The sequence below is a fragment of the Parabacteroides sp. AF17-28 genome, assembly GCF_003479205.1.
Lineage (GTDB): Bacteria > Bacteroidota > Bacteroidia > Bacteroidales > Tannerellaceae > Parabacteroides > Parabacteroides acidifaciens.
This window is the reverse complement of sequence record NZ_QUGV01000008.1, coordinates 105,011-124,708: the sequence shown is the minus strand read 5'-3', so window position 1 is coordinate 124,708 and position 19,698 is coordinate 105,011. Positions and strand designations below refer to the sequence as shown.

The following is a 19,698-nucleotide window of genomic DNA, read 5'->3' as shown; positions in this document are numbered from 1 at the left end:
TGCCCCCATGATCAAACATATACTGAAAATAATGTGGAACCAGCGTCGCACGAACGGCTGGATATTTGCGGAACTGCTGATTGTCGCTGGCGTCCTCTGGATGATGGTGGATACTTTCTGGGTGGACAACCGCACCTATCATGCACCATTAGGTTTCGACATCGAGAACGTCTGGCGTTTCAAGCTGGGCAAACTGAATGCAAAGGCGCCGGGTTACGTCATCGATTCGCTTTACCATTCGTCCGATCCCGAAGATCTTACACAACTGATGAACCAGATCCGCCAGAATCCGGAAGTTGAGGATGTCTGCGTCACCTTCTACTCCTGTCCCTATTCGAACGGTAACTCCTGGCGTCCCGTCAAGCCGGTGGATGGCGATACCCTCTATGCCAAGACGATGGAGTCATTTCAGATGCGCAACGTTACGCCTGAGTATTTCCGCCTTTTCCGTATCCAAACGAACGACGGTGGGCAGGTCTACGACAAAATTAAGGGCCGCCACAACGCTATCGTGATCACGCCGGAGATGGCAGAAGGTTTCTATCACGGAGCCCCCAACATCGTCGGCCGCCGCGTCTACCATAGCGAGAACGAACAGACTTCCGAGATCGCCGCTGTCTCCACTTCCATCCGGTCGAACGAATACGAACGTCCGGAAGCCAGCTTTTACCAATGTCTCGAAGGAGAAATCTTCAACTCGGTTGTAAGTGGTTTCGGAGCCGAACGGGCCGAGTTCTGCGTCCGCATGAAACGGGCTTACACGCAGGACGAGATGAACCGCTTCCTCGACGGCATGGGCGACCGGCTGACGGTGAACAACCTCTACGTCTACGGTGTCACCCCCATCTCTTACTTTCGTGAAGGCCACCTCGAATATTACGAACGGGAGGCAAGCAACAAGATGTCACTGATGGCTTTTATGTTAGTGAATGTCTTCTTCGGCATTATCGGTACCTTCTGGCTCCGGATGCAGAACCGCAAGGGCGAGATCGGCCTCCGCATGGCGCTGGGCGCCCACCGTATCACACTCCAACGCTATATGTACACCGAAGGCCTTTGCCTGTTGGCGATGACCTTGCCGCTGATCATCATCTTCGCCTTCAATATGGTGTATATGGACCGGCTCGATACGTATCGCCAGCCACTCACCGCAATGCGCTTCCTCGTGACCTTTGGCTTGACTTACCTGCTGATGGCCGCCATGATCTGCATCGGCATCTGGTTCCCCGTCCGCAAGGCGGTCCGGCTGGCGCCAGCGGAGGCGTTGCACTATGAATAAACACTGCAAAAAACACTGTAATATGATAAAACAATATCTCAAACAAGCCTTCCGGCTACTCGGGGAAAATAAGCTCCTGAGCGTGATCTCCATTATTGGGACAGCTTTGGCGATCTGTATGGTTATGGTGATCGTGATCTTGTATATAGCAAAGACTGCCGGCTTCCGTCCCGAGGTGAACCGGGACAGGACCTATTATCTTTCCGTTGCCATGTCAGTAGGCAAAGACGACGGACGGCGTCTTTCCTTCGGAAGCATAGGCCTACCGCTTATACGTGAATGTTATTATCCCCTGGAATGTGCAGAAGTGACGACCGCCATTATACGGGACCGCTGGAATAATCAATCTGCACTCAGCATGGACGGTTTGAAGAGCAGCAACGGCAAAGTGATCCAGACCGATCCTGCTTTCTGGAAGCTCTTCTCGTTCGACTTTATCGAAGGCAAGCCATTCACAGAAGCTGATTTCGAGAGTGGCATCCGTACGGTAGTCCTGAGCGAGCATATCGCCCGCGCTCTTTTTGGCAGTGAACAGGCGGTGGGGAAGGAGATGAAACTTAACTTCAATGTTTTCCGCGTCTGCTGAGTGGTGAAAGACGTCTCCCGCTTTGCTAACACGGCATGGGCGGAGATGTGGATTCCCTATACGGCAGGTACGGAGTACAATACGTATTGGTCCGAAGGCATCAACGGACATTTCAACTGCTGTGTCCTGCTGAAAGAAGGTGTTACGGAGGAGGAACTTCGCCGGGAAGTGCAGAGCCGTATTGCAAAATTCAACTCCACCCTTTCCGATTGTAAAGCTGATATCGGATATCAGCCCAATTCGCAGATTGTGGAGTGGTTAAACGGAGGCAACGAAGGGAAGGCGGATATGGCAGGCGCTTTCCTCCGTTACGGCATTATCCTCTTCATCCTGCTTCTGGTACCGGCCTTTAACCTTTCCGGCATCACCCTGTCGAGGATGCGCAAGCGGATAGCCGAGTTGGGTGTGAGGCGTGCCTTCGGTGCGTCGAAAGGCAATATCATCGGGCAAGTCCTGTTCGAGAACCTGGTCTTTACGTTGGTAGGCGGGTTGCTGGGGCTTTGCTTCTCGTACGTTGCCATCTGGCTGCTGCGGGACTGGCTGCTGGTCACATCTCTGGGCGACGCAGGTCTGTCGGGTGGTATGCTTAACGGCTATGTCTTTCTCGCAGCCTTCCTGTTTTGCCTGGTGATGAATCTTATGTCGGCCGGCATTCCGGCCTGGCGGGTGTCGCAGGTGAATATTATAGACTCCATAAACAATTGATGCCTTATGTTAAGAATGATCTTTATACAACTTTGGAATGAGCGTAAGGGCAATGTGCTTATCTTTCTGGAACTGTTAGTCGTCTCCGTCTTCCTCTGGTATATGGTGGATACGTTATACGTCAATTATAAAGAATATGAAAGGCCGTTGGGTTTTGATATCTCGCATGTCTATCACGTACGGCTGGCAACGGTTCCGCAGAGTAGCGCCGACTATGATACGACCGCTATCCATAGCCATTACGGCGGGGGCGATTTCCTGACGCTTTATGATCGTCTGGCCCATAACCCGTCGGTCGAGAGTGTCTGCTACACCAGCAACAACCATTTCCATTACAGGGGAAGTAACTCTTTCGCTACCTTCAAGAACGACTCCTTGGCCCGTCAAGGTTATTTGCGCCATGTGGACCCCGCCTATTTTCGCGTCTTCCGGGTGAAGACGGCACACGGAGAATCGTGGGAAAAGTTGGAACAGGCTTTGCATGACAACCAAATTGTGGTGACGGGAACCGTTGCCGAAACCTTTTTTGGCGATGCCGGGAAGGCGGAACGGAAGGAGATATGGATCACCGACCAGGGCCGTACCGACAGTATGGCCTATCGCATCGGGGCTGTTTCCGAGCCGCAGCGCTACGCTGATTTCAGCAGTTATGATTATGCTTATTATAAGCCGGTGGGAACGGAGGAGGCTTTCCGCAATTCGAGTGCTGGGGTGGCTGACGTACTCAACCTCTTTATCCGTGTGAAGCCTGCGGCGGACAACAGCCGCTTCGTTGACGACTTCACTCGCGAGATGTCCCAACAGATGCGTCTCGGCAATATTTACCTGAAGGAAGTGATTCCGATGACCTATTACCGGAACGAGTTCCTCCGTTCCTGGGTCGATAATATCCGGATGTACGCCTCCTGCATCCTCTTCTTCCTGCTCAACGTCTTCTTAGGGATTATCGGCACCTTCTGGTTCCGCACCCAGCAGCGTAGCGCCGAGATCGGCCTTCGTATGGCGATGGGAGCTTCGCGCCGCAATATCTTCCGGCATCTCTTCACCGAGGGTTTCGTCCTGTTAGGGATCGCGTTTGTCCCAGCGGCTATCATATTCGCCAACCTGGCTTATATGGAGGTGACGACGCAGACGGATATGCAACTCTCCGTTGCCGCTCGTATCCTGTGGGGTATGGGACTGACGCTCATGATGATCGGCTTAATGGTCGTCATCGGCATGGGCTTCCCCGCCTTCCGCGCCATGCGGATGCAGCCGGCAGACACGTTGCACGATGAATAACACAAAAACGGACAATGTGTTCAATATCGGACACTGTCTTGTTTTGAAAATAATTGATTAATAATAACTTACTTCTTTGGCACGCAATTTGCCTATCGGAGGATATACCGGGTGAACGATCCCGGTTAAACACAGAATATAATAACAACGGTCGGCTCATCCCGCCCAACAAACAATAACGATTATGATTACACTTACAAATCTTGAGAAGATCTACCGGACGAAAGAGATCGAGACGGTAGCTTTGGAAAATGTGAACCTGACAGTCAATAAAGGAGAGTTTCTTAGTATCATGGGCCCCTCCGGTTGTGGTAAATCGACACTGCTGAACATCATCGGCCTGCTGGATTCCCCGACTTCCGGGTCTGTCGAGATCGCCGGCACTAACACCGTCAACATGAACGACAAGCAGCTGGCGACATTTCGTAACCAGAAGCTCGGCTTCGTTTTCCAGTCCTTCCACCTGATCAACTCGCTGAACGTACTCGATAACGTCGAGCTTCCGTTGCTCTACCGCAAGGTCAGTGCCAAGGAACGCCGTGCCGCTGCCGAAGCCGTGCTCGAAAAGGTCGGCCTTTCGCACCGTATGCGCCATTTCCCGACGCAGCTCTCCGGTGGTCAGTGTCAGCGTGTCGCCATCGCCCGTGCCATTGTCGGCAACCCCGACATCATCCTCGCCGATGAGCCGACCGGTAACCTGGACTCCAAGATGGGAGCCGAAGTCATGGAACTGCTCCACAAACTGAACAAGGAAGACGGCCGCACCATCGTCATGGTAACCCATAACGACGAGCAGGCCAAGCAAACCTCACGCACAGTGCGCTTCTTCGACGGACGGCAAGTGATGTAACTTATAATTCGTAATATGTATAAACAATATCTCAGACAAGCCTGGCAGTTGATGAAGCAGAATCGCTTCTTCAGCGCCGTATATATCATCGGGACGGGACTGGCGATCTCGATGGTCATGGTGATGGCGGTGGTCTACCATATCCGGACAGCCAATATCGCCCCGGAGGTGAACCGTGACCGGATGTGCTACGTGACGAATGTTTCCTTCAACATGAATGACGACAAAGGGCACCTCAACAGCTGTGTCGGTCCTCGCTTCGCGAAAGAGGTCATGTATAACCTGAAGACACCTGAAGCTGTCGCTGTCGCGACTATGACGCAGATGATGCCTTTCACGGTGGGCGATGTCTTCATGCAGGCGCCGGGGCACGATGAGGCGCCGAAAGTCAGCCTCATGGGATGCAACGACCAGTTTTGGAGAGTTTATGCCTTTACGTTTGAGGAGGGGAGACCCTTTACGGAGGCCGATTTCCAGTCCGGTCTGCCGCGTGCCGTGCTTACGGAGTCGCTGAGCCGGAAGCTGTTCGGGGAAACGGAGGTGACAGGGCAGACTGTGTTGATCAATGACGTGAAATATATCGTGAGCGGAGTCGTGGCGGATGTGTCCGGCGTTGCTTCTGATGTGTGTGCAGATGTGTGGATCCCCTATACTTCGATGGCTGTCATTATGAATAAGATGGCGGATGAGAAGGAAGGGTCGGCTCATATCTTGGTTGCGAATATCCTGTTGCGCGATGCGGACGACATAGGTCTCCTTAAAGACGAATTGGCGCAGGAGGTGAAACGTTATAACACGACCTTGACGGAAGGGCAGGTGACTTGCAACGATCCTGTCTCTTATGTGGACCAGATGGTCGGCAGCTTGCTCCGGATGGATGTGAAACAGACCTATATGACGCTGTCGATCGTCCTGCTGCTTTTCCTGCTCGTTCCGGCGTTGAACCTGTCGGGGCTGAACACGTCGCATATGCAAGACCGCATACCGGAGATCGGTGTCCGCAAGGCGTTCGGCGCACCGCGTGGGACGTTGATGTCGCAGATCTTCGTGGAGAATATGTTACTGATGCTGCCCGGCGGAGTGGCGGGGCTGCTGTTCTCGTACGTGCTGGTGTTCCTGTTTCGGAATCTCCTGCTGTCGTCCGGCGTCTTTGCGATGCAGATGGGGACGGGCGGGTCGATTTTCCTTTCGGCGGGGATGTTGCTCAACTGGGAAGTCTTTCTCTATGCCTTTGTGGTCTGCCTGGTCTTGAACCTGCTTTCTTCGATGGTTCCTGCCTGGCGTGCGGTGAAGGTGAATATAACAGAGGCACTAAATGCTTAAAATCGGACGATTATGATAAAACATATATTGAAATTGATCTGGTCGCAGTTCCGGAGCAACACGTGGGTGTTGGCGGAGCTCTTGGTGGTGTTCGTGGTGCTGTGGTTCATGACGGACTATTTCCTGATGCAGGGTGTATTGATGCACCGTCCGGTGGGGTATAAGCTCGACAATGTGTATCAGGCGGTCGTTTCGCTCCGTTCGTCGGACAATCCTTCGTTCATCGAGTATGAGGAAGGAAGCGAAGAACCGATGCGTAACCTCGAGCGTATCGTGGAACGCATCCGCCAGCATCCCGATGTGGAGGTGGTCGGGTTGTCCTACTATTCGTTGCCTTATACGCACTCCAATATCGGGAACGGGGTCTGGCGCGATTCCACACGGCTTAATATCCGTTATATGCTGGTTTCGCCCGACTATTTCCGGGTGTTCGGCATCGGTTCGATATCGGGCGGTTCGCCGGAAGAGCTGGGCGCAAAGTTGCCGGGCATGAAGAACACGACGGATATCGTGATTTCAGCCGGCATAGCCGAGACGCTGTTCGGCCGTACGGATGTGATCGGGTCGGAGTTGTATTCCGGTGGCGATTCGGTCCCCAGGCATATTGTGGCGGTGACGGAACCTGTGCGCAATGATGAGTATAGCATCGGTCATCGGCATGTTGCCTTCGGCCTTTTCAGTTTGCCCGAGCTGGCGGGTGAGGAGGAGATGGTGGAAGAGGATTTGACGAATGTGCAAATAACCTTCCGCACCCGTCCGGGCGTCGCTTCGGCGGATTATGCCGGGAAGTTCCTCCGGGAGATGAAGCGGCAGCTGATGGCGGGCAACCTCTGGGTGTCGGACATCAGAAGTTATCAGAAGGTTCGTGCCGATTATCTGGCAAACTCGCCGGAGACGGGCAGCCGGAAGTTGTTCTCGGCTCTGGGTGCATTCTTTCTGGTGAATGTTTTCCTGGCGGTGATCGGGACGTTCTGGTTCCGGGTGCGCCGCCGGCGTAGCGAGTTGGGTTTGCGTATGGCTGTCGGTTCTTCCCGTTCGGGCATTCAAGGGCTGATGATCGGGGAAGGGCTGTTACTGCTGACGCTTGCAACGTTGCCGGCGTTGCTGGTCTGCCTGAATCTGGTTTGGATGGACGTGCTTTCGACAACGGTCATGGCGGCTGGCGTGGGACGTTTCCTTACAGTCAGCTTGCTGACATGGAGCGTTCTGGCGTTCGTTATTTTCCTTGCCACCTGGTATCCTTCGCGTAAGGCGTCACGGCTGGAACCGGCGGAGGCGTTGCACTATGAGTAATAAATAATGCAGGTGTGTCAAAAGTAAGTTCTAACGCTTTAGCGTGTCATTGCGTGTCAAGCCCGCCAGGACACAGACGCTATAAATAGGACTTTTGACACACTCTCATATAAATATCTAATATCAAATAATATGCTGAAAATCTATCTCAAACAAGCCTGGAACCTAATCCGGCAAGAACGTCTCTTCAGCCTGATCTATGTTGTCGGGACGGGGCTGTCCGTGTCGATGGTGATGGTGCTGTCGATTGTCTTCTATATGAGGGTAGCGAATATCTATCCGGAGACGAACCGCGACCGGATTCTGGTCGCCAAGAGCGGGACGTTTAATAGTGAAGGCGGCGGGCAGTCCAGCAGCTCCCTTTCCGAGGGGATGATCGACGCCTGCTTCGGGTCGCTGAAAGGCGTGGAGGCAATCGCATTGATGGCAAGAGAAGACGACGAATTCCTGGTACAGCCCGAAGGTGATCCTGTGCAGTTGCCGGTGACGGTGAAGTTTGTGAATACGGACTTCTGGCGGGTGTTCCCTTTCCGCTTCCTCGAAGGGAAAGCTTTCACCGAGGCAGATCAGCAGTCGGCTATCCGGACAGCTGTCATCGCCCGGAGCCTGGCGCACCGGCTCTTCGGTGACGAGGAGGCCACGGGCAAGTATATCTCGGTTAACTTCAGGCAATACCGTGTATGCGGCATTGTGCAGGACGCTTCGTTAGTGACAGAGAAGACCTATGCGCAGATCTGGTTTCCCTACACGGTGGCCGATGATTATAAGCCGAACGATAGCTGGAACAATACCGGAGTATTGGGTAAATTCAACGCCTACATACTGGCTTCACGTGGCACGAACCTGAAAGCTTTGAAGCAGGAGGCTGAAGAGCGGGTGGAACGCTATGGGAAATCGCTGAAAGGCGGTACGTTCACTGCTTTGGGACAGCCGGACTATTATTGGCAGTCTACTTTCCGTTATTGGAGCAACAGCGCTCCGGATTTCGGAAGTCTGCTCCTTCAATACGGGCTGATCGTCTTGATCCTGCTCCTGGTGCTGTCCGTCAGCCTCTCGGGAATGACCGACTCGCGTATGGAGCGGCGGTTGGCCGAGATGGGCGTCAGGCGGGCTTTCGGTGCTCCGACCGGGACGCTGATGGGGCAGATCATCTCGGAAAACTTCCTCTTCACCTTTTTGGGAGGGCTGTTCGGGCTGCTGTTTTCCTATTTGCTGATCTATTTGAGCCGCGACTGGATCTTGCAGCTCGATGCGACCTTTGTCGACGTATTGCCGGAAGGAGCCGATGTGGTCTTTACGCCGGGGATGCTGATGAACTTCCAGGTGTTCGGCATCGCCCTCTTCGTGTGCTTCGTGCTGAACCTGCTTTCTGCGCTGATACCTGCTTGGAGAGCTTCACACCGTCAGATCATTTATTCGTTGAACGCAAAATAGTAGCCTTATGTTGAAACATATATTAAAACAGTTATGGAACCGTAGACGGGCCAACCTCTGGATCGGAGTGGAGTTGTTGCTGGTGTTTTGCCTACTTTGGTACATTGTGGATTATTTCTTTGTCCTGGAATATAACAAGAGCTTGCCTTCCAACCGCGACTTGAACAACACCTGGCAGGTGAACGTGGCGCTTTTCCCGCCGGAACATCCGGAGTATCAACCGGGTGAAAGCGACTCGACCGCCCTTGAAAACAACTATTACCGCCTGCTCGACCGCATTCGTGATTATAAGGATGTCGAGGAAGTTGCCGTCCTGACGACCTGGAGCACGCCGGGCGGTGGAAGTTATTCCGGTAATTGGCTCCGTAGCCGCCGGGATACGACGCGCGAGGGAAGCGGGCAGGTTCTCACGTTTGATCCGCAGACGGACTTCCTGAAGGTCTTCCGCTATACGACACGAGATGGCAAACCGGTTTCTGTGGCCGACTTCGACTGGTCGGACCCGAAAGCGATCGTGCTTGGCGGCTTGTCGGCCGAGACCTTCTTCCCGGATAGTAATGCCGTCGGGGAGATATTGGAAAGCCCGCGTCAGCCGGATTCCTATAATTACATCGTGAAGGGCGTGATCGGAGATACGAAGCGTTTCGATTACGAACGTCCCCAGCTGACTTTCTACCGGGCCGAGCGGATCAATGCCGATAACATAAAAGACAGAATGGAGATCGCCGTCCGCGCCCGTGAATCCGTGCCGGATGCCCGTTTCCTGCAAGATTTCAAGAATGCGATGAGCCGGGAACTGCGTATCGGCAATTTCTACTTGAAAGGGGTGAAATCTTATAACCGGATCAATAAAGATACGGAGTTCAGTTTCGGAATGACGAGCAGTGTCCGCATCCGAACCGCCATGACGCTCTTTTTCCTGATAAATATCATGCTTTGCGTGATGGGGACGTTCTGGTATCGTATCCGGGTGAGGCGCGAAGAGATCGGCCTGCGCATGGCGATGGGGTCGACGCGTGCCGATATACGCAAGATGCTGTTGTGGGAAGGTATCTGCCTCCTGACGGTGATGATGATCCCGGCTGTGCTGGTCGAGATGCAGTTCGTGTATCTCGGGCTGATCGATACGTTAGGAGGCGGCAATAGTTCGTCGGTGACCTATCTTCCGGACCGGACAGTCCTGCGTTTTATCCTGACCAACTGTTTAACCTGGGTTGTGCTGGCTGTGGCCATTGTGGCTGCAATCTGGCTTCCGGCCGATAAGGCTGCGAAGATGGCGCCGGCAGAAGCCCTGCACTATGAATAGCTTTTTAATAAACACTATTTGTTTTTGTTTAAAAGCCCGGCGCTGCAGTGATTGCAGGACCGGGCTTGTTTCTTTTAGAAAGTCATGGAAGCATATATTCCGAAATGTTTATCGCTTGCTATCGGGCTGATAGATAAATTGTGCTTTTCAGCAAACGGGCGGGTGAAGATATAGGCGCTTCCTGCTCCGAGAGCGGCTCCTGCTACCACATCCCACCAATCATGCTTTTTAGCATACGTCCTGCTCCAGCCTACATACGAAGCGACCGCATAAGCGGGAATACCCCATTTCCAGCCATAACGCCGCTGGATAAACGCTGCCCCCGTAAACGATACCGAAGTGTGCATCGAAGGAAACGAATGGTTGTCGCTGCCGTCCGGGCGCTCTTTCTTGATCAGATATTTCAGGGCATACGTCATACCTATAGTAGAAACTCCTGCCAAAGCGCCTTGCTTCAATCCTTGCCAATCCTGCAACACCAATACGGTGGCCAAGCTTGCCGCCGGCGTTACGAATGCCAGCACATCACCGGATGTACGGACAGCCTTGCGACTTCCGCTTATTTCAACCTCTTGCGCTCTCCCCGATAAACAAACGAATAACACGAAAACCAGGGTGATAATTCGTCTCATTTATAGATATGTTCTTGTTCTTTTTTATTTGCTTTTTTCAAGAATGATGCGGCTGATACGAGCCTGTACCTGCATCAATGTTACAACGTCAACATTTTCAAAGTCGATATCGATGAGTTTGATTTTGTCTTTTCTCATCATTCTCGAGCGTGAGGAATGTCCCATTTCATTTACTAAATCATCGATCATTTCTTTGATTTTTTCTGCCCTTTTCGGATAATTTACTGTGCGTGCCATAATCTCCTGTTTTAATATTTTGTTAATAATGGCACAAATATAAACAAAGAGAATTGTAAAACAATGAAATAACGGATTATTATTTTAAATAGCCGGTAAAATACCGAGTTTAGGGAGAAAAATAATAAATCCGACTATTGCGGCAGCTATCGCTATAATTAAAACAGCTCCGGCTGCGAGGTCTTTGGTGTTTTTTATGGCCTCGTTGTATTCGGGCGAGACCAAATCGGCAAGCGATTCTATGGCGGAATTGGCTGCTTCTGCCGACAATACGGCTCCAATAACGATGATAACAGCTATCCATTCAGCTTCGGATAAACCGAAGAAAAAGCCTGCTATAACTACACAAATAGCAGCAAAACAGTGTATCCATGCGTTCTGTTCTTTTTGTATCAATAAACGGATACCATTAAAAGCGTACCGGAAACTGGCCAGTCGTTTACGAAAAGTGAAGCCGCTGTTTTTCATCTTATTTATTGTTTTTGAGAGATTGTTGCAAAGATATGAATAATACTTCAAAAACGGACACAGTGTTCATTTTCGGACACTGATATTTATTATACAATACAGATAATCAGTTGTATATCTTTTTGGCATAGCTTTTGCCAGAAGAATGGCAAAACATTTATTACGATGAAAAAGATCTATATAGCCATTCTTTATTTCCTGTTGCCGGGCATCGGGTTGCAGGCGCAGGAACAAGATACGATCAGGCTGACCCTGAAAGAGGCGATCAACCTGGCGCAGCTGCAGTCGGTCGATGCGGCGGTTGCCCTCAACGAACTGAAGACGGCCTATTGGGAATACCGTACGCACGTCGCCGACCAGTTGCCGGAAATTAACTTCAAGGGGACATTGCCTTCTTACAGTAAGCAATATTCCAAATACCAGCAGTCCGACGGTTCGTACACCTTTGTCCAGAACAACGCGCTCGGGCTGAACGGCGAGATTTCGATCGACCAGAATATCGCATTGACCGGCGGTAAGATATCGCTCAACTCTTCTCTCGATTTCAACCGCCAGTTAGGCCATGGTGCCTTCAATGAATATATGAGCGTGCCCGTCGGGCTGACCCTGACGCAACCGATATTCGGCGTGAACGACCAGAAATGGAAACGCCGCATCGAGCCTGTCCGCTACCAGGAGGCGAAAGCCGCCTATATCGAGAGCGTGGAGATTGTCACGCTCAACGCGATCGGCTATTTCTTCAACCTGTTGCTGGCCGATGAGAACCTGCAGATCGCCCGTCAGAACCTCGAGAACGCCGACAAGCTCTACGAGATCGCCATCGCCAAGCGTAAGATCGGGCACATCTCCGAAAGCGAGCTGATGCAATTGAAGCTGTCGGCCCTGCAAATGAAAGGGAAGCTGACGGAAGCTCAGTCCAACCTCAACGCCAATATGTTCCAGCTCCGTGCCTTCCTGGGCTTGAGTGAGCAGGAAGTGATCGAACCGATCCTTCCCGAATCGGCTCCCTCGCTCCGGATGGTCTATCAGGCAGTGTTACAGAAAGCGCAGGAAAATAATTCGTTTGCCAAAAATATACGTCGCCGCCAGTTGGAAGCCGACTATGCCGTCGCCACCGCAAAAGGAAACCGCCGCAGCATCAACCTGTTTGCCTCCATCGGATATACCGGGAAAGACCATACGTTCGATGCTGCCTACAACCGCCTGAAAGGAAACCAGGTGGTCGAAGTCGGCATGACGATCCCGATCCTCGACTGGGGCAAACGCCGGGGGAAAGTGAAGGTTGCCGAGTCCAACCGCGATGTGACTCTTTCCAAGATACGCCAGGAAGAGATCAGTTTCAACCAGGACATCTTTCTGCTGGTCGAGAATTTCAACAACCAGGCAGCCCAGTTGGAGATTGCCCAAGAAGCCGATGCGATCGCCGAGAAACGGTATAAGACCTCCATCGAAACATTCATGATCGGCAAGATTAACATTCTGGACCTGAACGACGCGCAGCAGTCCAAGGATGAAGCCAAGCAAAAGCATATCCAGGAACTCTACGACTATTGGAATTATTACTATAATATCCGTAGCGTTACCCTCTATGATTTCATCAATGACCGCAACCTCGATGCCGATTTCGAAGAGATCGTACGGCGGTAATCGATTTAATTCCGTAAATTTGCAAATATTTACCGGACGCAGACGGGCGCAGATTACGCAGAGGAACGCAGATTTATTTATTCCCTTTTAAAACAATAAATGATCTGCGTTCTTCTGCGTCGTCTGCGAAATCTGCGTCCGGTAATACAAACATAATATAAACAACAATGATCCTAATAGTAGACGATGATTCTGCCGTTCGTTCTTCACTGACCTTCCTGTTGAAACGGGCCGGGTTCGAGCCGGAAGCCGTTCCGGGTCCGGAGGAAGCCTTGGCTGTCGTGCGTCAGACAGCTCCGCAGCTTATCCTGATGGATATGAACTTTACGTTGACTACCACCGGTGAGGAAGGCATACAACTATTGAAGCAGGTGAAAATCTTCCGACCCGATGTCCCCGTGATCCTGATGACGGCATGGGGCTCCATCTCGCTTGCCGTGCAAGGGATGCAGGCCGGCGCCTTCGATTTTGTGACCAAACCTTGGAACAACCTCGTTTTACTGAAATCCATCCGGACGGCGCTCGAGCTGAGCGAGCAGAAGAAGGAGCAGGAAACGCCCCTGAACCGCCTGGATGCCGACAATAAATTCCATTTTGACAAGATAATCGGCCAGAGCGCCCCGCTGATGGAAGTGTTGGGGACTGTTTCGCGCATCGCCCCGACAACCGCCTCCGTCCTGATCACGGGAGAGAGCGGGACCGGAAAAGAGCTGATTGCCGAAGCGATCCATGCCAACAGCCCCCGTGCGAAAGAACCCTTCGTGAAAGTCAACCTCGGTGGCCTGTCGCAGAGCCTTTTCGAGAGCGAGATGTTCGGCCACAAGAAAGGTGCCTTTACGGATGCCTATATTGACCGCACCGGACGTTTCGAGATGGCCAATAAAGGAACGATCTTCCTCGATGAGATCGGCGACCTTGAATTATCTTGCCAGGTGAAGCTCCTGCGTGTCCTGCAAGACCAGACGTTTGAAGTATTGGGCGACAGCCGCCCGCGCAAAGTCGATATTCGGGTAGTCAGCGCTACGAACTGTAACCTGCGCGAGATGGTCGCCCAACGTGCTTTCCGCGAAGACCTGTTCTACCGCATCAACCTGATCACCATTCACCTGCCTGCCTTGCGCGAGCGTAAAGACGACATTCCGCTGCTGGCCCGTTATTTTGCCGACAAGCAGTCCGAGATGAATGGCCTGCCCGCCGTCCGCTTCTCGTCCGAAGCATTGACGTTCCTGCAGAAACAACCCTATCCGGGAAATATCCGCGAGCTGAAAAATCTGGTCGAGCGGACGATATTAGTGTCCGGCAAAGCCGTCCTCGAAGCCTCCGATTTCGAGAGCCAATGCCTGCACGCGCCGTCGCTGCAGGCGACACCCTCCGCGCCGTCGCTCGAAGGGCTGACGCTCGACGAGCTGGAAAAGCAGACCATCCTTCAAGCCCTCCGGACGCATGCCGGCAACCTCTCGCATGTTGCGACCGCCCTCGGCATCAGTCGTGCCGCCCTCTATCGGCGTCTCGAAAAGTATGATATACCCATTGACAAATAATCCCGAAAACGCATGAGGATAAAAGGACTGTTCTGGATCTTGACCGTGTTGCTGCTCTCGGTGCTGGCGATACTCACCTGGCATGCCTTCTATTCTGATTCGTCCAAGATGTTTTTCATTGTGGAAGGTGTTGTCGTGCTGACGATTATCTATTTGGCTGTTTTCTACAGCCGCATCATCAAACCCCTCCATATCATCGGTAACGGTATGGAGCTGCTGAAAGAGCAGGATTTCAGTTCCCGCCTGAGCCGTGTCGGGCAGACAGAGGCGGACCGCATCGTCGACATCTTCAATAAGATGATGGAACAGTTGAAAAACGAGCGCCTGCACCTCCGCGAGCAGAACCACTTCCTCGACCTGCTGATCAACGCCTCCCCGATGGGCGTGATTATGCTCAACCTGGACAAGGAACTTCTCTCCGCCAACCCGGCAGCCCGCAAGATGTTCGGTGTATCCGCGTTGTCCGATCTCGCCGGGTGCCGGTTGTCGGAAATCGACTCTCCGCTCGCGTCAGAGTTGGAGCGGATTCCGCTGTACGATTCGCAGACCGTCCGCCTGAACGATGCCAACATATATAAATGTACGCATTCATCGTTTGTAGACCGCGGCTTCCACCATTCCTTCTATCTGGTCGAGATATTGACGCAAGAAGTCTTCAAGGCCGAGAAGAAAGCCTACGAGAAGGTGATCCGGATGATCGCGCACGAGGTGAACAACACGACGGCGGGCATCACTTCGACTCTCGACACGCTCGAGTCCACCTTTAGCGAGATGCAAGACACGGAAGACATCTGCGAGGTGCTGCGTGTCTCGATCGAACGTTGCTACAGCATGAGCCATTTCATCACCAACTTTGCCGACGTTGTGCGCATCCCCGAGCCACAGACCAAGAGGCAGCCGTTGAATGCGGTTGTTTTCTCTTGCAAGCGCTTTATGGAGACGATCTGTCAGAACCGTGATATCCGTATTGTCATGGATTTGTCGCCTGTTTCACCGATTGTCGACCTGGACAATTCGCTTTTCGAGCAAGTGCTTGTCAACATCATCAAGAACGCCGCCGAATCGATTGACCACGACGGTCATATCTACATCCGTACGTCGCATAATCCCGTCTGCTTAGAAATCGCCGACACCGGCAAAGGCATCGACAAAGCGACGGAAGCGAAGTTGTTCAGCCCCTTCTTTTCGACCAAGCGAGGCGGCCAAGGCATCGGCCTTATCTTCATCCGCGAAGTCCTCCAAAAACACAACTGCACCTTCTCCCTCCGAACGTATGCGGACGGACTAACGAGGTTTAGGATTGTGTTTGAGTGATGTTTTTCTGTTTGTTGTGTGGTTTGCTTTCAATCTATTATCTTTGGCATACTGAAAACAACGGTTACGCAAAGAGGCTCCTGTACATTTTGTTGTGATTTGCTTTCAATCTATTATCTTTGACATACTGAAAACAACGAATAAATATCCTTTTCCTCCCTCTTATCAGTTGTGATTTGCTTTCAATCTATTATCTTTGACATACTGAAAACAACGGCGGATGGTGTCTACTCATTCGATGTGTCGTTGTGATTTGCTTTCAATCTATTATCTTTGACATACTGAAAACAACTCAGTTTGCGGGTAGGTTCAATATTGTTTTGTTGTGATTTGCTTTCAATCTATTATCTTTGACATACTGAAAACAACGTAGTAGCAGGATTCGAACCTGCAAAGATTGTTGTGATTTGCTTTCAATCTATTATCTTTGACATACTGAAAACAACAAGGAGAGCGTTATACATTGTGGTATCCTGTTGTGATTTGCTTTCAATCTATTATCTTTGACATACTGAAAACAACGATACGCTCAACAAGTTGGCTGCCGCCATCGTTGTGATTTGCTTTCAATCTATTATCTTTGACATACTGAAAACAACCTGGGAACAAATTTGAAAGTGTTGCTGTCTGTTGTGATTTGCTTTCAATCTATTATCTTTGACATACTGAAAACAACGATACGATCAACAAGTTGGCTGCCGCCATCGTTGTGATTTGCTTTCAATCTATTATCTTTGACATACTGAAAACAACAAGGAGAGCGTTATACATTGTGGTATCCTGTTGTGATTTGCTTTCAATCTATTATCTTTGACATACTGAAAACAACCGGATTGCTCAGATGAAAAATTGTAGCCGGTTGTGATTTGCTTTCAATCTATTATCTTTGACATACTGAAAACAACCAGAAAGCATCGGATTATATTGGAAAGACAGTTGTGATTTGCTTTCAATCTATTATCTTTGACATACTGAAAACAACTGACGGCTTGTGGGCTAAACGCAAATGGTAGTTGTGATTTGCTTTCAATCTATTATCTTTGACATACTGAAAACAACCTGGTCCTGGAACAGCCTGAGCGGCTTCACTGTTGTGATTTGCTTTCAATCTATTATCTTTGACATACTGAAAACAACATTAGTAGACAGATAAACTATCTGTTTATAGTTGTGATTTGCTTTCAATCTATTATCTTTGACATACTGAAAACAACTAGGGTGCGATCATCCAGCCCCGGCCATTTGTTGTGATTTGCTTTCAATCTATTATCTTTGACATACTGAAAACAACAACAAAGAATATACAAAATTCTCCCTTAGAGTTGTGATTTGCTTTCAATCTATTATCTTTGACATACTGAAAACAACTGCTACGATTAAAGAGGCTATTGATTCATCGTTGTGATTTGCTTTCAATCTATTATCTTTGACATACTGAAAACAACCTTCTGTTATAAAATATCGTTTAGTATCACGTTGTGATTTGCTTTCAATCTATTATCTTTGACATACTGAAAACAACACTCTGAAATTCAAAAATCAACGATATATGTTGTGATTTGCTTTCAATCTATTATCTTTGACATACTGAAAACAACTTGTCAAGATATTCATATCCTGGCAGTTCTGTTGTGATTTGCTTTCAATCTATTATCTTTGACATACTGAAAACAACACGCAAATCAAGATGCCTATGATAAACAAAGTTGTGATTTGCTTTCAATCTATTATCTTTGACATACTGAAAACAACAAAAAATACAAAATGCACTTCAGGCTTTTGGTTGTGATTTGCTTTCAATCTATTATCTTTGACATACTGAAAACAACAATTGGCTTAAAAGGAATTACGGTACTACTGTTGTGATTTGCTTTCAATCTATTATCTTTGACATACTGAAAACAACCACAGCTGGGCATGAGGACAGATCCGGCTAGTTGTGATTTGCTTTCAATCTATTATCTTTGACATACTGAAAACAACTGATATGGTTCTACTCTACTAATGTGCTGGTTGTGATTTGCTTTCAATCTATTATCTTTGACATACTGAAAACAACACAAAAATATTAGAACATGGACAACAAACCGGTTGTGATTTGCTTTCAATCTATTATCTTTGACATACTGAAAACAACTTTCGTTTTCTTTAGTAACTTTGTATAAAAGTTGTGATTTGCTTTCAATCTATTATCTTTGACATACTGAAAACAACACCATATTCTTTAACATATTTCATGATCTGTTGTGATTTGCTTTCAATCTATTATCTTTGACATACTGAAAACAACCAGCATTTTCAACTGTTTCTTTAATCTGACGTTGTGATTTGCTTTCAATCTATTATCTTTGACATACTGAAAACAACAAACATAATGAAAAGTATAGAGAGTATACTGTTGTGATTTGCTTTCAATCTATTATCTTTGACATACTGAAAACAACGATGAAGACGAAATACTTGACCTTCTACATGTTGTGATTTGCTTTCAATCTATTATCTTTGACATACTGAAAACAACAATTATGTTCTGGAGCTTCTACCGATATAGTTGTGATTTGCTTTCAATCTATTATCTTTGACATACTGAAAACAACTGTATAATTTCTGTATGGAAGATCCTTGTAGTTGTGATTTGCTTTCAATCTATTATCTTTGACATACTGAAAACAACGGATATCAAATAAGTATTTATTTTGCTCTGTTGTGATTTGCTTTCAATCTATTATCTTTGACATACTGAAAACAACTTGTTGGCAGAGTTAAGCCGCGCAACATTTGTTGTGATTTGCTTTCAATCTATTATCTTTGACATACTGAAAACAACTCATGAGACAGCTTTACTTGACGGGGGGTGTTGTGATTTGCTTTCAATCTATTATCTTTGACATACTGAAAACAACTAAATAATCCGTTTAAACGTTCTGTTGCCGTTGTGATTTGCTTTCAATCTATTATCTTTGACATACTGAAAACAACATCATGAGACAGCTTTACTTGACGGGGGGTGTTGTGATTTGCTTTCAATCTATTATCTTTGACATACTGAAAACAACTCTCACCTGCCTGATCTTCTTCATAAACTAGTTGTGATTTGCTTTCAATCTATTATCTTTGACATACTGAAAACAACGGAAAATTCTAATGGATGTGTATAGTATTAGTTGTGATTTGCTTTCAATCTATTATCTTTGACATACTGAAAACAACGGAGAAGGCGAAGAAAAATGGGATAATCTAGTTGTGATTTGCTTTCAATCTATTATCTTTGACATACTGAAAACAACATTGACCGACTATACCATTGCTTCTGTTACGTTGTGATTTGCTTTCAATCTATTATCTTTGACATACTGAAAACAACCACAGGCAGGACGGCTATTTACTATTAACAGTTGTGATTTGCTTTCAATCTATTATCTTTGACATACTGAAAACAACGAGGCCATCAAGTGGGGAATCAACTTCTATGTTGTGATTTGCTTTCAATCTATTATCTTTGACATACTGAAAACAACTACACGTTGTCTCATCCCGATTATTTAGATGTTGTGATTTGCTTTCAATCTATTATCTTTGACATACTGAAAACAACTTTCTGTAGATTATAAAGATAGTGTGCCTTGTTGTGATTTGCTTTCAATCTATTATCTTTGACATACTGAAAACAACACAAGTTCGATACAGTGTCCCGTTTGGCTGTTGTGATTTGCTTTCAATCTATTATCTTTGACATACTGAAAACAACGTTAGAGACAGCATCCCTTATCCAGTCTAGTTGTGATTTGCTTTCAATCTATTA

The 19,698-nt window shown here is 48.8% G+C and carries 15 protein-coding genes and 1 CRISPR repeat array (1 of these 16 running past the window's edge); of the genes, 12 read left to right on the top strand and 3 right to left on the bottom strand.

The window, feature by feature from the left end:
* Window positions 1–7: 7 nt before the first annotated feature.
* The 9 genes from DWW90_RS07775 to DWW90_RS07740 all read left to right on the top strand — a co-directional run bounded on the left by DWW90_RS07775 (window position 8) and on the right by DWW90_RS07740 (window position 10,057).
* Window positions 8–1,279 carry an FtsX-like permease family protein gene (locus DWW90_RS07775; protein WP_122344566.1) on the top strand — a complete coding sequence of 424 codons (1,272 nt, stop codon included), beginning with the start codon at window positions 8–10 and terminating at the stop codon, window positions 1,277–1,279.
* A gap of 22 nt (window positions 1,280–1,301) precedes the next feature.
* Window positions 1,302–1,865, top strand: coding sequence for an ABC transporter permease (locus DWW90_RS20745; protein WP_233547674.1), 564 nt, complete (start codon window positions 1,302–1,304; stop codon window positions 1,863–1,865).
* Complete coding sequence (locus tag DWW90_RS20740; RefSeq protein WP_233547673.1) at window positions 1,866–2,570, top strand: ABC transporter permease; 705 nt, start codon at window positions 1,866–1,868, stop codon at window positions 2,568–2,570.
* A gap of 6 nt (window positions 2,571–2,576) precedes the next feature.
* On the top strand, window positions 2,577–3,851 hold the full coding sequence (locus DWW90_RS07765; RefSeq protein ID WP_122344565.1) for an ABC transporter permease: 1,275 nt from the start codon (window positions 2,577–2,579) through the stop codon (window positions 3,849–3,851).
* 184 nt (window positions 3,852–4,035) lie between these two features.
* Window positions 4,036–4,701 (top strand): ABC transporter ATP-binding protein, encoded by a 666-nt coding sequence (locus tag DWW90_RS07760; RefSeq protein ID WP_122332956.1) that lies wholly within the window; start codon window positions 4,036–4,038, stop codon window positions 4,699–4,701.
* 15 nt (window positions 4,702–4,716) lie between these two features.
* Complete coding sequence (locus tag DWW90_RS07755) at window positions 4,717–6,024, top strand: ABC transporter permease (RefSeq protein ID WP_122344564.1); 1,308 nt, start codon at window positions 4,717–4,719, stop codon at window positions 6,022–6,024.
* A 12-nt stretch (window positions 6,025–6,036) separates the two neighbouring features.
* Window positions 6,037–7,317 (top strand): FtsX-like permease family protein, encoded by a 1,281-nt coding sequence (locus DWW90_RS07750; protein WP_122344563.1) that lies wholly within the window; start codon window positions 6,037–6,039, stop codon window positions 7,315–7,317.
* A 132-nt stretch (window positions 7,318–7,449) separates the two neighbouring features.
* A complete protein-coding gene (locus tag DWW90_RS07745) occupies window positions 7,450–8,751 on the top strand; it encodes an ABC transporter permease (protein WP_122344562.1) in 1,302 nt (433 codons plus the stop codon).
* 7 nt (window positions 8,752–8,758) lie between these two features.
* A complete protein-coding gene (locus DWW90_RS07740; protein ID WP_122344561.1) occupies window positions 8,759–10,057 on the top strand; it encodes an ABC transporter permease in 1,299 nt (432 codons plus the stop codon).
* A 74-nt stretch (window positions 10,058–10,131) separates the two neighbouring features.
* Here DWW90_RS07740 and DWW90_RS07735 read toward each other — a convergent pair whose 3' ends face one another.
* The 3 genes from DWW90_RS07735 to DWW90_RS07725 form a co-directional block, all read right to left on the bottom strand.
* Window positions 10,132–10,689 carry a phosphatase PAP2 family protein gene (locus tag DWW90_RS07735; RefSeq protein WP_122344560.1) on the bottom strand — a complete coding sequence of 186 codons (558 nt, stop codon included), beginning with the start codon at window positions 10,687–10,689 and terminating at the stop codon, window positions 10,132–10,134.
* Between the two features lie 24 nt (window positions 10,690–10,713).
* Complete coding sequence (locus DWW90_RS07730) at window positions 10,714–10,926, bottom strand: hypothetical protein (RefSeq protein WP_122332952.1); 213 nt, start codon at window positions 10,924–10,926, stop codon at window positions 10,714–10,716.
* 84 nt (window positions 10,927–11,010) lie between these two features.
* The gene (locus DWW90_RS07725; RefSeq protein ID WP_122344559.1) at window positions 11,011–11,394 is read right to left on the bottom strand and encodes a diacylglycerol kinase family protein; all 384 of its coding nucleotides are present in this window, start codon (window positions 11,392–11,394) and stop codon (window positions 11,011–11,013) included.
* Between the two features lie 165 nt (window positions 11,395–11,559).
* Here DWW90_RS07725 and DWW90_RS07720 point away from each other — a divergent pair, with 165 nt between their 5' ends.
* The 3 genes from DWW90_RS07720 (at window position 11,560) to DWW90_RS07710 (ending at window position 15,896) form a co-directional block, all read left to right on the top strand.
* Window positions 11,560–13,041, top strand: coding sequence for a TolC family protein (locus DWW90_RS07720; RefSeq protein WP_115498164.1), 1,482 nt, complete (start codon window positions 11,560–11,562; stop codon window positions 13,039–13,041).
* A gap of 167 nt (window positions 13,042–13,208) precedes the next feature.
* Window positions 13,209–14,582: a sigma-54 dependent transcriptional regulator gene (locus DWW90_RS07715; protein ID WP_115498165.1), complete on the top strand. Its 1,374-nt coding sequence runs from the start codon at window positions 13,209–13,211 to the stop codon at window positions 14,580–14,582.
* A gap of 12 nt (window positions 14,583–14,594) precedes the next feature.
* Window positions 14,595–15,896: a PAS domain-containing sensor histidine kinase gene (locus DWW90_RS07710; RefSeq protein WP_115498166.1), complete on the top strand. Its 1,302-nt coding sequence runs from the start codon at window positions 14,595–14,597 to the stop codon at window positions 15,894–15,896.
* Window positions 15,897–15,912: 16 nt separating this feature from the next.
* Window positions 15,913–19,698: a CRISPR direct-repeat array (repeat unit 46 nt; unit sequence TTGTGATTTGCTTTCAATCTATTATCTTTGACATACTGAAAACAAC); it runs 636 nt beyond the window's last position.